The sequence below is a fragment of the Streptomyces sp. Pv4-95 genome (assembly GCF_045782725.1).
Taxonomy (GTDB): domain Bacteria; phylum Actinomycetota; class Actinomycetes; order Streptomycetales; family Streptomycetaceae; genus Streptomyces.
The window spans coordinates 1,977,960-1,998,604 of the sequence record NZ_CP127172.1 but is presented as its reverse complement, the minus strand read 5'-3'; the positions used below and the strand labels follow the sequence as shown (position 1 = coordinate 1,998,604).

17 protein-coding genes and 1 pseudogene are annotated in these 20,645 nt (G+C 74.5%); 14 read left to right on the top strand and 4 right to left on the bottom strand.

Annotation, left to right across the window (positions count from 1 at the left end; translation table 11 throughout):
- The first annotated feature begins 6 nt into the window (after nt 1-6).
- Nucleotides 7-1,371, top strand: a complete 1,365-nt coding sequence (locus QOM21_RS08985; protein WP_407549224.1) for an MFS transporter — start codon at nt 7-9, stop codon at nt 1,369-1,371.
- Between the two features lie 335 nt (nt 1,372-1,706).
- On the opposite strand, the gene QOM21_RS08980 is transcribed toward QOM21_RS08985, so the two are convergent.
- On the bottom strand, nt 1,707-3,395 hold the full coding sequence (locus tag QOM21_RS08980) for an IclR family transcriptional regulator C-terminal domain-containing protein (RefSeq protein ID WP_407549223.1): 1,689 nt from the start codon (nt 3,393-3,395) through the stop codon (nt 1,707-1,709).
- A 235-nt stretch (nt 3,396-3,630) separates the two neighbouring features.
- Here QOM21_RS08980 and QOM21_RS08975 point away from each other — a divergent pair.
- The 8 genes and pseudogenes from QOM21_RS08975 to QOM21_RS08940 form a co-directional block, all read left to right on the top strand.
- A pseudogene (locus tag QOM21_RS08975) lies at nt 3,631-4,431 on the top strand (CoA transferase subunit A); the annotation flags it as partial.
- 129 nt (nt 4,432-4,560) lie between these two features.
- Complete coding sequence (locus QOM21_RS08970) at nt 4,561-5,340, top strand: CoA-transferase subunit beta (protein WP_407555617.1); 780 nt, start codon at nt 4,561-4,563, stop codon at nt 5,338-5,340.
- A complete protein-coding gene (locus QOM21_RS08965; protein WP_407549222.1) occupies nt 5,340-6,557 on the top strand; it encodes a thiolase family protein in 1,218 nt (405 codons plus the stop codon). The genes QOM21_RS08970 and QOM21_RS08965 overlap by 1 nt, the downstream gene beginning before the upstream one ends.
- 316 nt (nt 6,558-6,873) lie before the next feature.
- Nucleotides 6,874-7,614: a protocatechuate 3,4-dioxygenase subunit beta gene (gene pcaH, locus QOM21_RS08960; protein ID WP_407555616.1), complete on the top strand. Its 741-nt coding sequence runs from the start codon at nt 6,874-6,876 to the stop codon at nt 7,612-7,614.
- On the top strand, nt 7,614-8,249 hold the full coding sequence (gene pcaG / locus QOM21_RS08955) for a protocatechuate 3,4-dioxygenase subunit alpha (protein WP_407549221.1): 636 nt from the start codon (nt 7,614-7,616) through the stop codon (nt 8,247-8,249). Before pcaH ends, pcaG begins: the two co-directional genes overlap by 1 nt.
- The gene (gene pcaB, locus QOM21_RS08950; protein ID WP_407549220.1) at nt 8,185-9,729 is read left to right on the top strand and encodes a 3-carboxy-cis,cis-muconate cycloisomerase; all 1,545 of its coding nucleotides are present in this window, start codon (nt 8,185-8,187) and stop codon (nt 9,727-9,729) included. Before pcaG ends, pcaB begins: the two co-directional genes overlap by 65 nt.
- Nucleotides 9,726-11,027 carry a 3-oxoadipate enol-lactonase gene (gene pcaD / locus QOM21_RS08945; protein WP_407549219.1) on the top strand — a complete coding sequence of 434 codons (1,302 nt, stop codon included), beginning with the start codon at nt 9,726-9,728 and terminating at the stop codon, nt 11,025-11,027. Before pcaB ends, pcaD begins: the two co-directional genes overlap by 4 nt.
- A complete protein-coding gene (locus tag QOM21_RS08940; protein ID WP_407549218.1) occupies nt 11,027-12,211 on the top strand; it encodes a 4-hydroxybenzoate 3-monooxygenase in 1,185 nt (394 codons plus the stop codon). The genes pcaD and QOM21_RS08940 overlap by 1 nt, the downstream gene beginning before the upstream one ends.
- Nucleotides 12,212-12,242: 31 nt before the next feature.
- On the opposite strand, the gene QOM21_RS08935 is transcribed toward QOM21_RS08940, so the two are convergent.
- Nucleotides 12,243-13,259: a PP2C family protein-serine/threonine phosphatase gene (locus tag QOM21_RS08935; protein ID WP_407555615.1), complete on the bottom strand. Its 1,017-nt coding sequence runs from the start codon at nt 13,257-13,259 to the stop codon at nt 12,243-12,245.
- A 290-nt stretch (nt 13,260-13,549) separates the two neighbouring features.
- Here QOM21_RS08935 and QOM21_RS08930 point away from each other — a divergent pair, with 290 nt between their 5' ends.
- The 4 genes from QOM21_RS08930 (at nt 13,550) to QOM21_RS08915 (ending at nt 17,128) form a co-directional block, all read left to right on the top strand.
- A complete protein-coding gene (locus tag QOM21_RS08930) occupies nt 13,550-14,686 on the top strand; it encodes an NAD-dependent epimerase/dehydratase family protein (protein ID WP_407549217.1) in 1,137 nt (378 codons plus the stop codon).
- Between the two features lie 218 nt (nt 14,687-14,904).
- Nucleotides 14,905-15,624: a glycosyltransferase family 2 protein gene (locus tag QOM21_RS08925; RefSeq protein WP_407549216.1), complete on the top strand. Its 720-nt coding sequence runs from the start codon at nt 14,905-14,907 to the stop codon at nt 15,622-15,624.
- Nucleotides 15,621-16,280, top strand: a complete 660-nt coding sequence (locus QOM21_RS08920) for a DUF2064 domain-containing protein (protein ID WP_407549215.1) — start codon at nt 15,621-15,623, stop codon at nt 16,278-16,280. The genes QOM21_RS08925 and QOM21_RS08920 overlap by 4 nt, the downstream gene beginning before the upstream one ends.
- Nucleotides 16,277-17,128 carry a class I SAM-dependent methyltransferase gene (locus QOM21_RS08915; RefSeq protein WP_407549214.1) on the top strand — a complete coding sequence of 284 codons (852 nt, stop codon included), beginning with the start codon at nt 16,277-16,279 and terminating at the stop codon, nt 17,126-17,128. The genes QOM21_RS08920 and QOM21_RS08915 overlap by 4 nt, the downstream gene beginning before the upstream one ends.
- Here the strand turns inward: QOM21_RS08915 and QOM21_RS08910 are convergent.
- Entirely contained in the window at nt 17,115-17,552 is a 438-nt protein-coding gene (locus QOM21_RS08910) for a hypothetical protein (protein WP_407555614.1), read from the bottom strand. The two genes, QOM21_RS08915 and QOM21_RS08910, sit on opposite strands and share 14 nt — an antisense overlap.
- A 251-nt stretch (nt 17,553-17,803) precedes the next feature.
- Nucleotides 17,804-19,051 (bottom strand): molybdopterin-dependent oxidoreductase, encoded by a 1,248-nt coding sequence (locus tag QOM21_RS08905; protein ID WP_407549213.1) that lies wholly within the window; start codon nt 19,049-19,051, stop codon nt 17,804-17,806.
- Nucleotides 19,052-19,232: 181 nt separating this feature from the next.
- Between QOM21_RS08905 and QOM21_RS08900 the strand changes: the two genes are divergently transcribed.
- Complete coding sequence (locus QOM21_RS08900; protein ID WP_407549212.1) at nt 19,233-20,624, top strand: hypothetical protein; 1,392 nt, start codon at nt 19,233-19,235, stop codon at nt 20,622-20,624.
- Nucleotides 20,625-20,645 lie beyond the last annotated feature (21 nt).

Here is a 20,645-nt window from a genome sequence, read left to right as displayed (position 1 = left end):
GTCTCCATGTCCCACACCGGTCACCCACCGCCCACCGGCACCACGGCCGCCTCCGGCCGCCGCCACACGTTCCGCTCCGTCGCGCCGGTCCTGGCGCTGTGCTGGCTCGCCGTCTTCTTCGACGGCATGGACGTCAACGTCTACGGCGCCGTCATGCCGCACATGCTCGACGACCCGGGGCTCGGCCTCACCCCCGGCGCGGCCGGCACGATCGGCAGCTGGACCACCTTCGGCATGCTGATCGGCGCCCTCGGCACCGGCACCCTGACCGACTGGCTCGGGCGCCGCCCGGTGCTCGTCACCAGCGTGCTGCTGTTCTCGGGCGGGTCCGCGGTCTGCGCCCTGGCCGGTTCGCCCGGCCTCTTCGGCGCCGGTCGGTTCGTCGCCGGGCTGGGCCTCGGCGGCCTGATGCCGATCTGCCTGTCCATGGTGATGGAGTTCGCGCCGCCGCGCCGGGCCGCGCTGGCCACCGGGCTGCTGATGACCTCGTATCACGCGGGTGGCATGTTCGCGACGGGGCTGGGGCTGACGCTCGCCCCCGCTCTCGGCTGGCGCTGGGTGTTCTGGGCGGGCGTGCTCCCCGCCGTCGTCGCCGCGCCGCTCCTGCTGAGGTCGCTGCCCGAATCCCCCGGTGTGCTGCTCGCCAAGGGCCGTACCGCCGAGGCGGCGGCCGTCGCCGACCGCTACGGCATGGCCCGCCCCGTCCCCGCCGATGCCCCGACCCAAGGGGCGAGGGGCCGGCTGGACGCGGTCCGCGCACTCTTCCGCCCCGGAGCCCGCTGGGCCACGCCGCTGCTGTGGCTCGCCTCCTTCTGCGGCCTGCTCCTTGTGTACGGCGTGAGCACCTGGCTTCCGCAGATGATGCGTGCCTCCGGCTACGGCCTGACGTCCTCGGTGAGCTTCCTGCTCATCATCAACGCGGGCGGCATCGTGGGCATGCTCGTCGCCGGCCGCACCGCCGACCGCTTCGGCCCCGTCAAGGTCTCCGCCCTGTGGTTCCTGCTCACCGCCGCGGGCGCGCTGCTCCTGGGCGCGCGACTGCCGCTGGGTCTCACCTACGTGGTCGTGGCGATCACCGGTGTCTGGCTCTTCAGCGCGCAGGTGATGGTGTACGCGGCGGCCAACCGCGTCTATCCGGCCTCCGAACGGGCCACCGGCATCGGCTGGGTGACCGGCATCGGCCGCACCGGCGCGGTGGTCGGCCCCTGGCTGGGCGGCACCCTTGCAGCCCAGGGGAACGACCAACTGGGCTTCACCGCCTTCGCGTTGGCCGGCCTGCTGGGCGCTCTGGCCATCGGCCTGGTGCCACTCGCCCGGCGCATCGGACGCACGGCACCCGCGGCGCCTGCGGCCGCCGGCACCGAGATCTGAGGCTGCGGGCGGGACGGCGGGACGCGGATCCCTTGCAGGCTGTGGCGTCGGCCGGGCGTCCCCGTTGGGTGCGGCGCCCGGCCCTCGGGAGTTCTGAGGAGGTCGGCCTCTTGCCGACCGATTCCCGTCCGGTCGGCGGCCGTTTGGTGGGTGTGCCCGAACCGGCCCGAAGCCCAAGGGGGACAAGGGCGCCGGCCCCGGCACCGGAGCGTGCCGGCCGACGTGACGCCTGCCGAGCGCCCGCAACCCGGATTCCAGGCGCCCCCCGGGCGTCACGGACGGGGCCGTTGCCCCCCGGGGCGGCCCGGAGTTCCGGCCCCCTCCCCATGGAGGGCTCAGTGGGTGGGGATGCGGGCGTAGCGGCCGGCGATGCGCAGGTCCGCCTCGATGTCGGCGGCGGCCTCGCGCAAGGCGGGCAGGAGGGACTCCCGGGCTTCGTCGGCGGTGCAACGGCCCGCGTGGGTCGAGACGTTGACGGCGGCGACGACCCGGCCGGTGCGGTCGTGCACCGGTACGGCGATCGAGCGCAGCCCTTCCTCCAACTCCTGGTCCACCAGGGCGTATCCCTCGTCGCGTACCCGTTCCAGGAGGGCGGTGAGCCGCTCGGGCGCGGTGACGGTGTGCCGGGTGAGCGGCTCGAGGTCGGTGAGGGCGAGCCGTGCGGACAGTTCCTCCGGCGGCAGGCCGGCGAGCAGGACCCGGCCCATCGACGTCGGGTACGCGGGGAAGCGGGTGCCGAGGGTGATGTTGACGCTCATGATGCGGACGGTGGGCACCCGGGCCACGTACTGGATGTCGTCGCCGGACAGGATGGCCATCGAGGCGGAGTCGTGCACCCGCTCGACCAGTGCGGCCAGATGGGGCTGGGCGATGGCGGGCAGGGTCAGCCCGGAGAGGTGCGCGAAACCCAGTTCCAGCACCTTCGGCGTCGGGCGGAAGAGCTTGCCGTCGGTGGCGATGTAGCCGAGGTGCTCCAGGGTGATCAGGGCCCGGCGGGCGGTGGCGCGGGCCAGGCCGGTGGCCTCCGCCACGGCCGTGAGGCCGAGGTCGGCGCGCCCCGTGCCGAACGCGGTGAGGGTGATCAGCCCGCGGGCCATCGACTCGACGAACTCCGGCCCCAACTCCTGCTTGGACGCCTGCATCCAGGCCGCGGGGGCCGGCCCCCGCGGGTCGTCTGTGTCCTGCTCGTCGGTGGCGGGCGCGCTCAGGGCGTACTCCATCGCGGCCACCGTCTCCCGCAGCCGCGGCAGTACGGCGTCCCGCAGCTCCCGCGCGCTGAGCCGACTGGTGTGGCTGACCGCGCTCAGCGCGCAGACCGTGTGTCCCGACGGGTCGCGGACCGGCACGGCCACCGCGACCAGCCCCGGCTCGATCAGCTCGTCGTCCAGGGACCAGCCGGCCGTGCGGGCGGCGGCCACCCGGTCTTCGAAGTCGGTTCCCGGGTCCACCCCGGCGGGCCGGCCGTCACCGCGCGGTGGCACGGCGGGAAAGTGGGCGTCCGTCGGGTCGGCGGCGCGGCGCGACCGCCAGCGCTCCCAGTCCCGCGCCGTCCACCGGTCCGCGAACAGCGCGCCGGGCGCGCCCCGTTCGGGGGGCAGCAGATCGCCGATGCGGAACGCGAGGGACATCGCGCGGCGGCGGGTCGCCTGGTGCACGAAGCGCACCCCGTCGCCGTCCGGTACCGCGAGCGAGACGGACTCGTCGAGCTCGTCCGCCAGCCGGTCGGCGAGCGGCCCGAGCCGGTCGGGCAGCTCGGAGGCGGCGAGATAGGCGTTGCCGAGCTCCAGCAGGCGCGGCGCGAGCACCGCGTCCCGGCCCTCGGTCCGTACGTAACCGAGCCGGTCGAGGGTGCTCAGCACGCGGTCGACGGTGGACCGCGCGAGGCCGGTGTCGCGGGCGAGGTCCCCCACGGCCCGGCGGCCGCCGGCGGTCGCCAGCTCCCGCAGGACGGCCAGGCTGCGCATCAGCGGTCCGACCGCCTCCGGTGGCGGTGGCGGCGGGGCGAGGGGGGCGGGGTGGGTCATCAGCTCTCCACTGGTGCGGCGATCTGGTCGGAACCGTACCCGGCGGACCGTTGACAGAGCCGGGGCCGGGGTTCAAACTCAGGGCAGCTCAATTATGAACTTAAGTTCACTACGCGAACAAGTCCATGAGTAAGAGCAGTGCGAAGAAGAGCGCGGCGCGACCCGCGCACCCGAGCACTTCACCAAAGGGGCGGTCCGCCCGGACCGTGTGCCCGTACGACCCGAGGGCGAGGACATGGCCGAAATCCGTTCCCTGCACGACGCCGTCAAGGAACTGATCCACGACGGGGACACCGTGGCGCTTGAGGGGTTCACCCACCTCATCCCGTTCGCCGCGGCGCACGAGATCATCCGGCAGGGCATCACGGGCCTGACGCTCGCCCGGATGACCCCGGACGTGGTCTACGACCAGCTGATCGGCGCCGGAGCGGCGCGCAAGCTGGTCTTCTCCTGGGGCGGCAACCCGGGCGTCGGCTCGCTGCACCGGTTCCGCGACGCCGTCGAGAACGGCTGGCCCGCCCCGCTGGAGATCGACGAGCACAGCCACGCCGGGATGGCCAACCGCTATGCCGCCGGCGCCTCGAAGCTCCCCTTCGCGGTCCTGCGCGGCTACCGGGGCAGCGACATCCCCGGCCGCACCACCACCGTCTCCACCGTCACCTGCCCCTTCACCGGCGAGAAGCTCGCCGCCGTCGCCGCGCTCAACCCCGACGTCACCGTCATCCACGCCCAGCAGGCCGACCGCGCCGGCAACGTCCAACTGTGGGGCCTGGCAGGGGTGCAGAAGGAGGCGGCGCTCGCCGCGCGACGCGTCCTGGTCACCGTCGAGGAGATCGTCGACGCCCTCGAACCCCGCCCCGGCGGCATCGTCCTGCCCTCCTGGGTGGCCGACGCGGTCGCCCTCGTCCCCGGTGGCGCCCACCCCTCCTACGCGGCCGGCTACTCGGTCCGGGACAACGCCTTCTACCAGGCGTGGGACGCCATCTCCCGGGACCGCGCGGCGTTCGGGCGCTGGGTCGAGGAGAGCGTCCTCGGCCGCCCCGGAGAGGGCTCTCCCGCTCCGGCCCCCGACGGCGGAACGCCGGCCCCTGCCGCGACCGCCGTTCCCGCCGCGGCCCCTGCCGATGCCCTGGCCACCGCTCCCGACTGCACCCGCGACGAGCTGATGGAGGTCAACGCCGCCCGCGCACTGGCCGGCGCGCGCACCTGCTTCGTCGGCATCGGACTGCCCAGCACCGCCGCCAACCTCGCCCGGCGCACCGTCAACCCCGACCTGGTGCTGGTCTACGAGTCGGGCACCATCGGCTCCAAGCCGACGCGGCTGCCGCTGTCCATCGGCGACGGCGAACTGGCCGACACCGCCGACTCGGTGGTGTCCGTGCCGGAGATGTTCAACTACTGGCTCCAGGGCGGCCGGATCGACGTCGGCTTCCTCGGCGCCGCCCAGGTCGACCGGTTCGCCAACATCAACACCACCGTCGTCGACCGCGGCCCCGACAAGCCCGAAGGGCGGCTGCCCGGCGCGGGCGGCGCCCCCGAGATCGCCGCCAACTGCGGCCAGGTGCTGATGGTGCTCCGGCACAGCCGCCGCAACTTCGTCGGCGCGCTCGACTTCGTCACCACCCTCGGCCACGGCACCGGACCGCACGACCGCGCGGAACTCGGCCTGCCCGGCGCCGGCCCCACCGCGGTCATCACCGACCTCGGCGTGCTGCGCCCCGACCCGGACACCGCAGAACTCGTCCTCACCGACCTGCACCCGGGGGTGACGGTCGAGCAGGTCCGCGAGGCCACCGGCTGGGAGCTGAAGGAAGTCGCCCGGCTCGGCGTCACCGCGCCGCCCACCGAGGCCGAACTCACCGCGCTGCGCGCCCTGAAGGCCGCCGCGTCCGAACCGGCCGGTACGCGCACCGCCGCGGGCCACATCCCCCGGAAGGAAGCCTGATGATCACCGACCGTCCCCGGGACGTCTACGTCGTCGACGCCGTCCGCACCCCCGTCGGCAAGTACGGCGGCGCACTGTCCGGCATCCGACCCGACGACCTCGCCGCACACGTCGTCAAGGCACTCGTGGACCGCGCCCCGGGCCTGGACCCGGCCCGGATCGACGACGTCCACCTCGGCAACGCCAACGGGGCCGGCGAGGAGAACCGCGACGTGGCGCGGATGGCGGTGCTGCTCGCAGGGCTTCCCGTGAGCGTGCCCGGCGTCACCGTCAACCGCCTCTGCGGTTCCGGCATGGAGGCCCTCATCCAGGCCGCCCGGTCGGTGGCCCTCGGCGACGCCTCCGTGGTCATCGCGGGCGGGGTGGAGTCGATGAGCCGCGCCCCCTGGGTGCTGCCCAAGCCCGACCGCGCCTTCCCCGCCGGCCAGCAGACCCTGCACTCCACGACATTGGGCTGGCGGCTGACCAACCCGCGGATGCCCGACGAGTGGACCGTCTCCCTCGGCGAGGGCGCCGAGCTGGTCGCCGACCGCCACGGCATCACCCGTGCCCAGCAGGACGCCTACGCCCTGGCCAGCCACGAGAAGGCGGCGCGGGCATGGAAGGACGGCGCCTTCGACGCCGAGGTCGTGCCGTGTGGCGACGGGGCCGATGCAGGCGGCGAGCCGGTCGCGGTCCGCGACGAGTGCATCCGTGAGGACAGCTCCCTGCAGGCGCTCGGCAAGCTGCGGCCCGCCTTCCGCAAGGAAGGCGGCACCGTCACCGCGGGCAACTCCTCGCCGCTGAACGACGGTGCGGCCGCACTGCTGCTGATGGACGAGCAGGGCCTGCGCGAGTCGGGCTGCGAACCGCTCGCCCGGATCCGCAGCAGCGCGGTCACCGGCATCGAACCGCAGTACTTCGGACTCGGACCGGTCGAGGCGGCCGAACGGGCCCTGGAAAAGGCCGGACGCGGCTTCGGTGACCTGCGCACGGTCGAACTGAACGAGGCGTTCGCCGCCCAGGCGCTCGGCTGTCTCGCCGGCTGGCCCGACCTCGACCCGTCCCTGGTCAACCCGCACGGCGGCGCCATCGCCATCGGGCACCCGCTGGGAGCCTCCGGCGCCAGGATCGCCGGCGCGGTGGCCCACCGGCTGGCGGCCGCGGGCTCCGGTACGGGCCTGGCGACGCTGTGCATCGGCGTCGGGCAGGGTCTCGCCGTGGTGCTGGAGAGGTAGCAGCGGGCCGTCGGGGCAGGAGGGCTTCAACTCGACTGTAGGCAAACTGAGTTGGGTGGATCGAGAAATCCCGGCCACTCGCCCTTCGCCCCGCACGCCCCCGCACGCCCCCGCACGTGCTCCCGCCCACCGCGCACCTTTGCTCCCGCAGACCCCCTGCGATTCACCGCATGAAGAGGCACTCATGACTCCACCCACACCACTCGGCGACGTCACCGCCCCGGCGGCCGACCCCACCGCCGGCACCGCACTCCCCGCCCCGCAGTCCCCGCCCACCCCGGCAACGCCCCCCACCCAGGCCGACATCAGCCGCGAGATGGCTGCTCTGGAAGGCGCTGCGGAGCGGGACCGGGCCGCAGGGCTCAGCACGTCCCCGCACCCCGCACGGGACTACAGCCCCTACCGCAGCAGCATCGCGCGCCACCCCCGGCAGCCACTGGTCGAGATCGACGCCCTGGCCGACCCCGAGGCCGTGGAACTCTCCGGCCCCGCCTTCGGCGTCACCGACATCACCGCCCTCGACGCCGACCTGACCCGCCGGCACCACGGCGAGCCCCTCGGCGAACGCATCACCGTCTCCGGCCGCATCCTGGACCGCGGCGGCCGCCCCGTACGCGGCCAGCTCGTCGAGATCTGGCAGGCCAACGCCTCCGGCCGCTACGCCCACCAGCGCGACCAGCACCCCGCGCCCCTCGACCCCCACTTCACCGGCGCCGGACGCTGCCTGACCGACGACCAGGGCCGCTACGAGTTCACCACCGTCAAGCCCGGCGCCTACCCGTGGCGCAACCACGACAACGCCTGGCGCCCGGCCCACATCCACTTCTCGCTCTTCGGATCGGCCTTCACCCAGCGGCTGATCACCCAGATGTACTTCCCGGGCGACCCCCTCTTCCCGTACGACCCGATCCTCTCCTCCGTCACCGATCCCGCCGCGCGGGCCCGGCTGGTGGCCGCCTACGACCACGAACGCACCCGCCCCGAATGGTCCCTCGGCTACCACTGGGACATCGTCCTGGACGGGCCGTCCGCCACCTGGATCGAGGAAGGCCGCTGATGACCGGCACCACCGACCGCGCCGAGCAGGCCGCCCCGCTCGCCGCCACCCCCTCCCAGACCGTCGGCCCCTTCTACGGCTACGCCCTGCCGTTCCCCGGCGGCGACCACATGGCACCCACCGGCCACCCCGACACGATCACCGTCCACGGCACCGTCCTCGACGGCGCCGGGGCGCCCGTCCCCGACGCCCTCCTGGAGTTCTGGCAGGCCGGCCCGGACGGCAGCCTGACCGGCGCGCCCGGCTCGCTGCGCCGCGACCCGGTCACCGGCGCGGTCCTCGGCCGCAGTGGCGTGGACTTCACCGGCTTCGGCCGGGTCCCCACCGACGCCGACGGCCGCTACGCGGTGCGCACCCTGCCCCCGACCGCGCCCGCCGGCGCCCCGGACGCCGCGCCGTACCTCGCGGTGTGCGTCTTCGCACGCGGCCTGCTGCACCACCTCTTCACCCGCGTCCACTTCCCCGGGAACGAGACGGCCAACGCCGCCGACCCGCTGCTGTCGTCGCTGCCGGCACACCGGGCACGAACGCTCCTGGCCCGGCCCGACGGCCCCGCCCGCTACCGTTTCGATGTCCGTCTGCAGGCAGCCGAGGACGGCAGCACCGAGGAGACGGTCTTCCTTGCCTTCCGATGACACCCGCAGGCCCGCGACGCCGCAGGCCACCGAAGCCCCCCGAGCCGCCGCCGATCTGGGGCTGCTCACCCCGTCCGGGGCCGGCTCCGCGGCGGCCGACGCGACCGGGGACGCCGCGTACCTGCGCGCCATGCTCGACGCGGAAGCCGCCCTGACCCGCGCCCAGGCCGCGCTCGGTCTCGCACCGCGGGAAGCGGCCACCGCCGTGACCGAGGCCGCCGCGGCCCCGTTCGACGCCGGCGACCTGGCGCTACGGGCCCGTTCCTCGGGCAACCCCGTGGTCCCGCTCGTCGCCGACCTGACGGCCGCCGTCGCCGACCGTGACCCGCGGGCCGCCGCCTACGTCCACCGGGGCGCCACCAGCCAGGACATCCTGGACACCGCCACCATGCTGGTCTGCGCGCGCGCCCTGGACACCGTGCTTGCGGACCTCACCCGCACCGCGGCCGCCCTGCGCCGCACGGCCGCCGCGCACCGCGACACCCCGATGGCGGGCCGCACCCTCACCCAGCACGCGGTACCGACCACCTTCGGCCTGAAGGCCGCGGGCTGGCGCGCCCTCGTCCTCGACGCCCACGACCGGCTCGCCGCCGTACGTGGCGCACTGCCCGCACAACTGGGCGGCGCGGCCGGCACCCTCGCGGCCTTCCACGCCTTCGCCGAGGCCGACGGCGTCGACGGAAACGGCACCGAGGCGAACGGCTCGGCCGCGGAGGGTGCTCCCGACCTCGGCGGCCGGCTGCTCGCCGCGTACGCCGCCGAGACCGGGCTGGCCGAACCGGCCCTGCCCTGGCACACCTTGCGCACCCCGGTCGCCGACCTCGCCGGCGCCCTCGCCTTCACCGCCGGCGCGCTCGGCAAGATGGCGGCCGACGTCCTGACCCTGAACCGCACCGAGATCGGCGAGGTCCTCGAGGGCAGCGGCGGCGGCTCCTCCGCCATGCCGCACAAGGACAACCCCGTGCGCGCCACGCTGATCGCGGCCGCCGCCCGGCAGGTCCCGGCGCAGGCCGCGGTCCTGCACGGCGCGCTCGCCGCCGAGGACGAACGCCCGGCCGGCGCCTGGCACGCCGAATGGCAGCCGCTGCGCGAGGCCCTGCGGCTGGTCGGCGGCGCGGCCCGCGACGCGGCCGAACTGACCGCCGGCCTGCGGGTCTTCCCCGACCGGATGCGGCAGAACCTCGACGCGACCGGCGGCCTGATCACCACCGAGCGCCTCGCCGCGGCCCTCACCGCCCTGACCGGCCGCGGCGAGGCCCGCCGCATCCTCGACAGGGCGGCCCGGCGCACCGCCCAGGACGGCGTCGACCTGTACGACGCGCTGCAGGCCGCGCTCGCCGAGCACCCCGCCGCCGCTTCGGCCCTCCCCGAGGACCGGCTCCGCCGGCTCCTCGACCCGACCGACTACCCGGGCTCCGCGGCCCGGCTCGTCGACCGCGCGCTGGCGCGACCCGAGAGTGACCCGCAGGAGCCCGCATGACACAGCCCCCGACCGCCGCACAGCCGGACACCGCCGACGCGCCGCGGCTCGTGCACCACCAGGTGGACGGACCCGCCGACGCGCCCGTCCTCGTCCTCGGCCCGTCACTGGGCACTGCCCTCTCCCTCTGGGAGCCCCAACTCCCGGACCTGGCACGGCAGTACCGCGTCGTGCGCTGGGACCTGCCGGGACACGGCGGCACCCCCACCGACGTGCTGGAGCCGCGGGACGGCGCCGCCCCAGAGGTGCCCACTACCGCCGTCGCCGACCTTGCCCGCCTGGTCCTCGACCTCGCCGACTCCCTCGGCGCCGAGCGCTTCGCGTACGCGGGCGTCTCCCTCGGCGGCGCCGTCGGCGCATGGCTCGCGGCACACCACCCCGACCGGATCGACTCGCTCGCCCTGGTCTGCTCCTCCGCCCGGTTCGGCGAGCCCGCCGCCTGGCGCGACAGGGCCGCGCTCGTCCGCGAACAGGGCCTCGGCCCGGTTGCCGCGGCCACCGCCGCCCGCTGGTTCACCCCGGCCTTCGCCGATTCCGCACCGGCGCGGGACCTGGTCAAGGCACTGCGCGACACCGTGGACCCGGCGGGCTACGCGGCCTGCTGCGACGCCCTCGCCGGCTACGACCTGCGCGCCGACCTGGACCGCATCACCGCCCCCACGCTCGTCGTCGCGGGCCGCGAGGACCCGGCGACGCCCCCGGCGCACGCCCGCGAACTCACCGACCACATCCCCGGTGCCACTCTCGTCGAGCTGCCCCGCGCCTCGCACCTCGCGAGCGCCGAACGGCCCGCACCGGTACTCGCCGCGCTCCTCGGCCATCTCGCGGAACACCCGGCCCGGCCGGCCGGACACGACCCGGACGGCCGGGCGGCGGCCGGCGACGACCGCTCCCGGCACGCCGCCGGCATGACCGTGCGCCGCGCCGTCCTCGGCGACGCCCACGTGGACCGCTCGATCGCCCGCACCAGCGCCCTCACCGCGGTCTTCCAGGACTTCATCACCCGCTACGCCTGGGGCGAGATCTGGACCCGTCCCGGCCTCTCCCGCCGTACCCGCAGCTGCATCACCCTCACCGCGCTGGTGGCCCGCGGCCACCACGACGAACTGTCGATGCATCTCCGGGCGGCGCTGCGCAACGGCCTGACCCCCCAGGAGATCCAGGAAGTGCTCCTGCAGTCGGCCATCTACTGCGGCGTCCCGGCCGCCAACACCGCCTTCGCCCTCGCCGACCGGATCGTCGACGAGTACCTCGCCGAACACACCCCGGACCCGGACACGGCAGAAACGGACAGCTGATGAACCCGAGCCACACCACGGTCGGCATCGTCGGCGGCGGCCCCGCCGGCCTGCTGCTCGCCCGACTGCTGCACCGGTCCGGTATCGACTGCGTCGTCCTGGAGAACCGCGACCGTGCCTACGTCGAGCAACGGCAGCGCGCCGGCATCCTCGAACAGGGCACCGTCGACGTCCTGCGCGAGTGCGGCGCCGCCGCGCGGCTGGACCGCGAGGGCCTCGTCCACGCAGGGATCGAACTCCGCTACGACCGGCGCGCCCACCGCCTGGACTTCCCTGCGCTGACCGGCGGCCGCCGGGTGACGGTCTACGCCCAGACCGAGGTCGTCAAGGACCTGATAGCCCTGCAACTCGACGCGGGCGCGCCCCTGCTGTTCGGGGCGCAGGTGCGCGAGGTGACCGGCGCGGACACCGACCGGCCGGTCATCCGCTACACCCACCAGGGCCGCGAACACACCCTCACCTGCGACTACGTCGTCGGCTGCGACGGCTTCCACGGCGTCACCCAGCACGCCGTGCCGGAGAGCGAGCGCCGCACCTATGAACGCGCCTACCCCTACTCCTGGCTCGGCGTGCTCGCCGATGTGCCGCCCTCCTGCGACGAGTTGATCTACGCGCACTCCCCGCGGGGCTTCGCGCTGTTCAGCATGCGCACACCGACCGTCAGCCGCCTCTACCTCCAGGTCCCCAACGGCACCGATCCCGCCGACTGGCCCGACGACCGCATCTGGGACGAACTTCAGGCCCGCGCCGCGGTCGACACCCCCTGGAAGCTGGAGCGCGGCCCGCTCACCGCCAAGGCCGTCCTGCCGATGCGCAGTGCGGTCACCGAACCGATGCGCTACGGGCGGGTCCTGCTCGCCGGGGACGCCGCGCACATCGTGCCGCCCACCGGCGCCAAGGGCCTCAACCTCGCCGTCGCCGACGTCACCGTGCTGGCCCGCGCCCTGGCCCAGGTGCACGACACCGGCTCGACAGAGCTGCTCGACGCCTACTCCGACACCTGCCTGCGCCGGGTCTGGCGCGCCGAGCACTTCTCGTACTTCATGACGACGACCCTGCACACCGCGGCGGACCAGAGCCCGTTCGACACCCGGCTGCAGCTCTCCCAGCTCGACCGCATCGCCACCTCCCCGCACGCCGCCGCCGAACTCGCCGAGAACTACACGGGGCTGCCGCTGGGGTGAGACCGCCGCACGCCGCCCGCGTCCGGGACGGTCACTGCTCCTCCTCGCACGCCGTCCGGTAGCGGACCAGCAGCATCGCGGCGTCGTCGTGCAGCGGGCCGTCGGCATGCTCGACCAGATCCTCCCGGACCGCGCGCAGCGCGGCCTCCGGGTCGGGGTCCTTGAGCAGGTCGGCGCGCTCGTCCAACGGGTAGAAACGCCCCGCCCCGTCGCGCGCCTCGGTGACCCCGTCGGTGTAGAAGAGCATCTGGTCGCCCGGCGCGAACGGCACCTCGTGCGGGACGGGCGCCTGCGAGACGTACGGGGTGAGGCCGAGCGGCAGCGCACGGTCGGGCGGGGCCGCGAAGCCGACCTCGCCGGCGGGCCGCACGATCAGCGGCGCCGGATGCCCGAAGTTCAGCAGCGTCGCGTTCGGTCCCTCGCCGATCTCGGCGAGCACGGCCGTCACGAACCGCTCGCCGGACAGATGCCGGTTCAGCGCCCGCTCCACCCGCTCGCCGACGGACGGCAGATCCGGCTCGTCGTGCGCGGCCTCCCGGAAGGCGCCCAGCACCACCGCCGCGCTCTCCACCGCCTCAAGGCCCTTGCCCTGCACATCCCCCACGATGATCCGCACCCCCGCGGGCGAGGTCACCACTTCGTAGAGGTCGCCGCCGATCCTGGCCTCGGCCACCGCCGAGGTGTACGACACGGCGATGCGCAACGGGCCCGCGGCCAGCGGCACCGGCCGCAGCAGCACCCGCTGGGCCACCTCGGCGATCGAGCGGACACTGGCCAACTCCTCCTCGCGGCGCTGGCGCATCACCGCGGCGACCACACCGGCCGCCGTGACGCCGGCCACCGACAGCAGCGCGGGCAGCCCGCGCCGGCCCTCGAACAGGCCGTTGTAGAAGCCCAGGCCGAGGCAGAGCACACACGCGGTCAGACCGGCCAGGGCCGTACGCCGCCACCCGCCGACCAGCCCGGCGAAGGCGGGGCCCAGAGAGACCAGGGGCAGGAAACCGACCCCCGGGCCCGCGATGAGTTCGACCGCGCTGACCACGGCCATGACCGTGTAGGGAAGCGCGGACAGGACACGGGAGCCGGTGCGCGGCTCCCCGTTCTCCACGGCCAAGGTGTACTCCGACGGTGTCACGAGAGGTGAAGGGGACGGTGGGGGCCGTCGGCCGCCGGTCTGCCCGAAACCGGCCCCCGACCTGAGCATATGCAACATATGCCGACCCGAATTACCTCGAATGCGCCGCTGTTACCGAATCGCAGCGGGCCGGATCTTACGGACCCATGACACGGCCGCCGACACGCGGAACGGCCCGCCGCTGTGCCCTTAGCGTGACCAGCATGCGTGTATTGGTCACCGGCGGCGCCGGATTCATCGGATCGCAGGTCGTCGAGGCGCTTCTGGCGCGCGGGCACGAACCCGTCGTGTTCGACGCGCTGCTGCCCTCCGCCCACACCGAGCCCCCGCCGCCGCACCCCGCGGTACGGCGCATCGTCGCCGACGTCCGGGACCGTGCCGCCGTCGACGAGGCCCTGCGGGACGTGCAGGCGGTCTGCCACCAGGCGGCGATGGTGGGCCTGGGCAAGGACTTCGCGGACGCGCCCGACTACGTCGGCTGCAACGACCTGGGCACCGCCGTCCTCCTGGCCGCGATGGCCGAGGCCGGCGTCGGCAGCTTGGTGCTCGCCGGATCCATGGTGGTCTACGGCGAGGGCCGCTACGCCTGCCCCCGCCACGGCGTGGTGCGGCCCGGCCCGCGGGCGGAAGCCGACCTCGCCGCCGGACACTTCGAACCGCACTGCCCCACCTGCGGCACCGCACTGCGCCCGGACTTGGTGAGCGAGGACGCGCCGACCGACCCGCGCAACGTCTACGCCGCGACCAAGCTCACCCAGGAGCATCTGGCTGCCTCTTGGGCGCGCGCCACCGGCGGCCGGGCCGTCGCGCTGCGGTACCACAACGTCTATGGCCCGGGCATGCCGCGCGACACCCCGTACGCGGGCGTGGCGTCGTTCTTCCGCTCCGCCCTGGCGCGGGGACAGGCACCGGTGGTCTACGAGGACGGCGGCCAGCGGCGGGACTTCGTCCACGTCCGCGACATCGCGGCCGCCAACGCGGTGGCGCTGGAAGCCGCCGCCGACCGCGAGGCGGGAACCCTCACCGCCTACAACGCGGGAAGCGGAGTGCCGCACACCGTGGGGGAGATGGCGCGGGCGCTGGCCGAGGCGTGCGGCGGCCCGGAGCCGGTGGTGACGGGGGAGTACCGGCTGGGGGACGTCCGGCACATCACGGCCTCGTCGCGGCGGATCGCCGACGAACTGGGCTGGCGGGCGCGGGTGGACTTCGCGTCGGGCATGAAGGAGTTCGCACGCGACGGCATGCGGGCCGGTGTGCCCACGGAGTCCGACGTGGCGATGCGGGCCGGGGCGGTGGTCTCCGGTGCGGCCGTACCGGCCGGGGCGGTGGACGGGCCCTGAGTGGCCGCCGCCCGCCGGCGCTGCCCGCCGTGCCGCCTCTTGGGACCGGACGCCGCCCCGTCGACCGCGGCGAGCCACGCGCCCTTATACGCAAATGCGCACTCCTCCCGCCGGAGCCTCCAACGCACCGCTTCCGCCGGGCCCGTCAACCCACCGCCTTCGCCGGGCCGACCCGCCCATGTACCCCTCCGATCTTTATCCGATGTGTAGGTGAACGCATGACCTCCTCCCCTCCCCGAGAGCCCCTCCCCGCTTCGGTGGACGTCGTACTGCCCTGTCTGGACGAGGCCGGCGCGCTGCCCTGGGTGCTCGCGCGCATCCCGGCCGGCTGGCGGGCGATCGTCGTGGACAACGGCTCCACCGACGGCTCGGCCGACCTCGCCCGCGAACTGGGCGCCACCGTCGTCCACGAACCGCGCCGCGGCTTCGGCGCCGCCTGCCATGCCGGCCTGCTGGCCGCGGAGGCGGACATCGTCTGCTTCTGCGACTGCGACGCCTCCCTGGACCCCGCACTGCTCACCCCCTTCGTGCACGCCGTGCGCGACGGCGACAGCGATCTGGTGCTGGGCCGCAGACGCCCCGAGAGCCGCGGCACCTGGCCGCCGCACGCCCGCCTCGGCAACATCGCCCTCGCGCGGATGCTGCGCCGCCGCACCGGCCTGCGGCTGCACGACCTCGGCCCCCTGCGGGCCGCCCGGCGTACCGCGCTGCTCGACCTCGCCCTCACCGACCGGCGCAGCGGCTACCCGCTCCAAATGGTCGTCCGCGCCGCCGACGCCGGCTGGCGCGTCGAGGAACGGGACGTCCCCTACCGGCCGCGCACCGGCCGCTCGAAGGTCACCGGCACCTGGCGCGGCACCTGGCACGCCGTACGCGACATGCGATCCGTGCTGCAGCAACCGCCCCTGACCGCCCGTATGGAGGGATCCGCCCGATGACCGACCCCACCGGCTGTCCGGGACCGACGACGGTCCTGGTCATCGCCAAGGAACCGCTGCCCGGCCGGGTCAAGACCCGCCTCACCCCGCCCTACACACCGCACGAGGCCGCCGAACTGGCCGAGGCCGCACTGCACGACACGCTCCAAGCGGTACGCGCCATGCCTGCCCGGCGCCGCGTCGTGGTCCTCGACGGCCGCCCCGGCGGCTGGCTCCCGCCGGGCTTCGAGGTCCGCCCGCAGAGCACGGGCGGCCTCGACGAACGCCTGGCCGCGGCCTTCGCCGGCAGCAGCGGACCGACCCTGCTCATCGGCATGGACACCCCCCAGGTCACCCCCCAACTCGTCGCCCCCGCACTGGACGTGTACGCCTGGCGCGAATGCGACGCCTGGCTGGGGCCGGCCGAGGACGGCGGCTTCTGGGCACTGGGCCTCGCCGCCCCGGACCCCCGACTGCTGCGCGGTGTGCCGATGTCCACCCACCGCACCGGCGCCGCCCAGCGCGCCCGCCTGGCCGCCGCCGGACTCCGGATCCGGGAGCTGCCCCCGCTACGGGACGTCGACACCGCCGCCGACGCCGAAGAGGTCGCGTCGGCCGCACCGCACGGGCGGTTCGCCGCCGCCCTCGCCCGGCTGACCCCGGTCGTCCAACGATGAGCACCAGCACCCCCGTCACCCGGGACGACACCGCACCGTGGGGCGCCGACCCTTACGCCGACGCGCTGCGCAGCGGCCGCGGCCCGCTCTTCCTGCGCCGCACCGACGGCTGGCTGCTGCCCCTGGAGGTGGAGCGCTGGTGTGCCGGGGCGGACGCCGCCGATCTCTCCGCGCTGCGCCGCTGCGAGGGTCCGGTCCTCGACATCGGCTGCGGCCCCGGCCGGCTGGTCGCCGCGCTGCACGCACAGGGCCGCCGGGCGCTCGGTATCGACGTCAGCGAGGCCGCCGTCGCCCGAACGTCGGCGACCGGTGGGACCGCGCTGTGCCGTTCCGTCTTCGACTCCCTGCCCGACGAGGGGAGTTGGGGAACCGCGCTGCTGCTCGACGGCAACATCGGCATCGGAGGTGACCCCCACGCCCTGCTCACCCGGATAGGCGAACTGCTCGGCAGGCGGGGCCTGCTCCTCGTGGAGACCACGCCCGCGGACATCGACGAACGGGTGCAGGTCCGGGTCGACGACCTGCACGGCCCGCGCCGCCGACAGAGCGGCCGCCATTCCTGGTTCCCCTGGGCGCGCGTCGGCACACCCGCACTGCTGCGCCACGCCGCGGCCGCGGGCTGGACGCCCACCGACCGGTGGACCGTCCCCGAACAGCAACCCGCCACCGGCCAGGGGCGCCGCCACCTGGAAGGCGCCCTCCCCGGACAGGGCCTCTTCCCCGGGCAGGACGCCTACCCCGGGCCTGATGCCTTCCCCGGGCCGGATTCGGGACCGGATCAGCCTCCGGCCGCCGTGCGCTGCTTCGTCGCGCTGCGCCGCCGCGCCGAACCCCTCAGCCGCGGCTGAACCGCGCGCCACGACAGCAACGCTGCTGAACCGTGCGCCACAGCAGCACCAGGGCGGACAGCGCGAACAGCGCGGCGGTGACGAGCAGCCACCGGGGCAGAAAGACCTCACCGGACAGACCGGTGGCTGCTTCGTAGTGCGCCGCCGCGCCGCTCCCCGCAGAGCCCACGATCAACGGCAGCCACACCAGCAACAGCAGGGCGGACAGGGCCGCCGGGACCCGGACGTACGCGGTCCATGCGCGGCGCCGCCCCCTCCCCGCCGTCAGCCTGCACACCGCGCGGTCCGCGAGCGCGTACAACGGGAGCAGCACGAGGTCGTGCAGCAGCGCCGCCCCGACGAACCACACCACCACCATCGGCCACTGCGCACCGGACAGCAGCCGCACTCCCGCATAACCGGTGAGCGCGAACGAGCCGAGCATCAACACCAGATGCAGCGGGCCCTCCCCGTACCAGTGGCGCCGCCGCCACACGATCTCCCGGCGGGCCGACACCCGCTTCCCGTCCCCACGGGCATCACCGCCCCCGCGGGCCCTATCGTCCTCGGGCGTCCTGCTGCTCCGGCCCTTCGCGCCGTCACCGAGGCTCCGCAGGCCCCGCGAGCCATGCCCGTCGTGCTCGTCATGCATCCGACTCCGCCCGCCGGTCTCGCCGTTCCTCCGGTTCCCGTCCATCACAGCTCCCCGAACGTCATACGCGACACCCACTTGGTGTTGAGCACACCCGGCGCCGCGGGCACGATCACCCGCGCCGGATACCCGTGATCCCGGGACAACTCCGCGCCGTTCACCCGCAGCGCGAGCAGCGACCGCCCGTCGCGCACCTGGTTCTCCCGCAGCGCGGCCCGACGGAACGCGCCATGCAACTGGAGCGACTCCACCAGGACGTCCGGCGGCCGCTCCCCGGCCCCCACCAACGCCCCCAGATCACGCAGCCGGACGCCGCTCCAGCGCTGATCGTCCGTCGACCACCCCTCCACGCAGGCGATCGGCAGCGCCGACTCGTACTGCGGCATCGCCAGCAGATCCGCACGACTCAGCAGCACCCGGCGCGCCCCGTTCACCACGGTCAGCCGCCATGCCTCACCCGTGTCCTGCGTGCGGATCCCGGTGGACGCGGCCGTCTTGTTGATCTGGAAGCCGTTGGGACCGCTCCCGGGGTCGCTGCCCCCGTGCGGCGCCAGCAGCGCCGTCCGGCGCCACACCCCGCCGATGCTCTGCCCCGCCGTCGTCACGAGCAGCAGCAACGAACCGGCGCCCACCAGCCCCAGCGCGCCCCGGCGCGAGACGGTCGGCGCCGCAGGCCGCGCCGCGACCAGCCCGGTGTCGTCCTCCTCCGCCTTGGGGCCCGCCCGCTCACGCAGCGCCCGTACGGCCTGAGGCATCCGCAGCACCACATGCGCCACGAACGCACCGATGAACACCCAGGCGCCGTAGAAGTGCAGCGGGTAGAACGACCCGGGAAAGAGGTACTCCAGCTGGATGTTCAGCAGCCCGGTCACGAACTCGAACAGCGCCCCGCCCACCAGCAGAAGCAGCGACACCCGCTCCAGCGCATGCCCCACGGACCGGGCGGGCGGCATCGTGAACAGCTTCGGGATCACCGACCAGAGCTTCGCCAGCAGGACGGGGACCAGAGCGACACCCACCGTGACATGCAGCCCCTGGGTGACCCTGTAGAGCCAGTGCGGACCGGTCGGCCAGTCGAAGAGATAGAACCCCAGCACACCCTTGTCGGGCGTCTTGTCGTTCACCCCGGCCAGATCCGGGTTGTACGCCGCGTAGGAGAGCAGGCCGGTCACGAACAGCAGCGTGATGCCGCCCAGCAACACCACGCCGAGCAGCGCCGTGAGCCGTGGCCCGCGCAGCGGACTGCGCCAGAACGACGGCGACATGGGGGAGGGGAAATGATGGGCACGCATGTGTGTCCTCGGCGTCTCACGCGGCGACGATCGCCGCCCTGCCCCGACGGTAAGCCGCTACAGGCGCGCCACCGCCGGTACGGCACATGACGAAAGTCTGACGTGCCGGAAGATCTGACGGATCGGTGACAGCGGACCGCGAAACGGCCGCCCCCCGCCGCCCCCGCCCTAGCGTGCCGACGTGACTCCAGATGAACGCACCGTGCGCCGCGCCGACCTGCTCGCCGCCGCGGCCGGCGCCCTGCTCGTCGCGGTTGCCGCCGTCGTCGGCACCGCCATCCAGCACGCCAACGGCAGCCTGCACGTCAACTGGCCCCCGCTGTACGCCTCGTGGCTCCCGCACCTCGGACCCGGGACGCCCGCCGCCCTCACGGTCGCCGCCGCCGTCATCGTCTGCGGGCCCTCACTGGCCGCCCGCCTTCCCTGGCGCGGACTCCTCCCGGCGGCCTGGTCGGCGGCACTGGCCTGGACGCTCTCGCTGGCCCTGATAGACGGCTGGCAGACCGGGATCGCCGGCCGGCTCACCACCAAGTACGAGTACCTCACCGTCATCCGCCGCTTCGACGACCTCGGCCCGACACTGCGCGACTACACCTCCCACATCCTCAACAACGCGCCGGACCACTGGCCCGCCCACGTCGCAGGACATCCGCCGGCGGCCGTCCTGACCTTCGTCGGGCTCGACCGGATCGGTCTGGGCGGCGGGGCCTGGGCCGGCCTCTGGTGCCTCCTCCTCGGCACCTCCGCGGTGGCCGCGGTCCTCATCGCCCTGCGCGCCCTCACCGACGAGGCAACCGCGCGCCGTGCCGCCCCGTTCCTCGTCCTGGCCCCGGCCGCGGTCTGGGTAGGCACCTCCGCGGACGGCTACTTCGCCGCCGTCGCCGCCTGGGCCCTCGCCCTCCTGGCGCTCGCCGCCACCCGAAGAAGCCCCTCCCGGGTGCCTGCCGCCCTGGGGGCCGGACTCCTCTTCGGCCTGACGTGCTACCTCTCCTACGGGCTCACCCTCATCGCGGTAATCGCCGGCGCCGTACTGCTGATCACCCGCACCGCGCGCCCGCTGCCGCTGGTGCTCGCCGGCATCCTCGCCGTGGCCGCGGCCTTCACCCTCGCGGGCTTCAACTGGTGGGAGGGCTACCACCTCCTGGTCGAGCGCTACTACCAGGGCGCCGCGGCGGTCCGCCCGTACGCCTACTGGGTCTGGGGCAATCTCGCCTGCACCGTCCTGATCGCCGGCCTCGCGACAATCGCCGGCCTCCGTCACACCCTCGCGGCTGCCCCCACCGCCCTGCGCCGGCTACGGCCGTCCCGCGCCACTCCGAAGACGCGGCCTGAGGCCCTTTACCCGTCACCGCGCGATCGTCTGGTGATCCTCGTCCTGGTAGCCCTCGCCGCGCTGGTCGTCGCCGACCTCTCGGGGATGAGCAAGGCGGAGACCGAACGCATCTGGCTGCCCTTCGCCCTCTGGCTCCTGCCGGCCACCGCCCTGCTGCCGGCATCCCGCCACCGCCACTGGCTGACCGCCCAAGCGGTCACGGCGCTGCTCGTCAACCATCTGTTGTATACGGGCTGGTAGAGCGGTCGCGGGGCGGGCAGA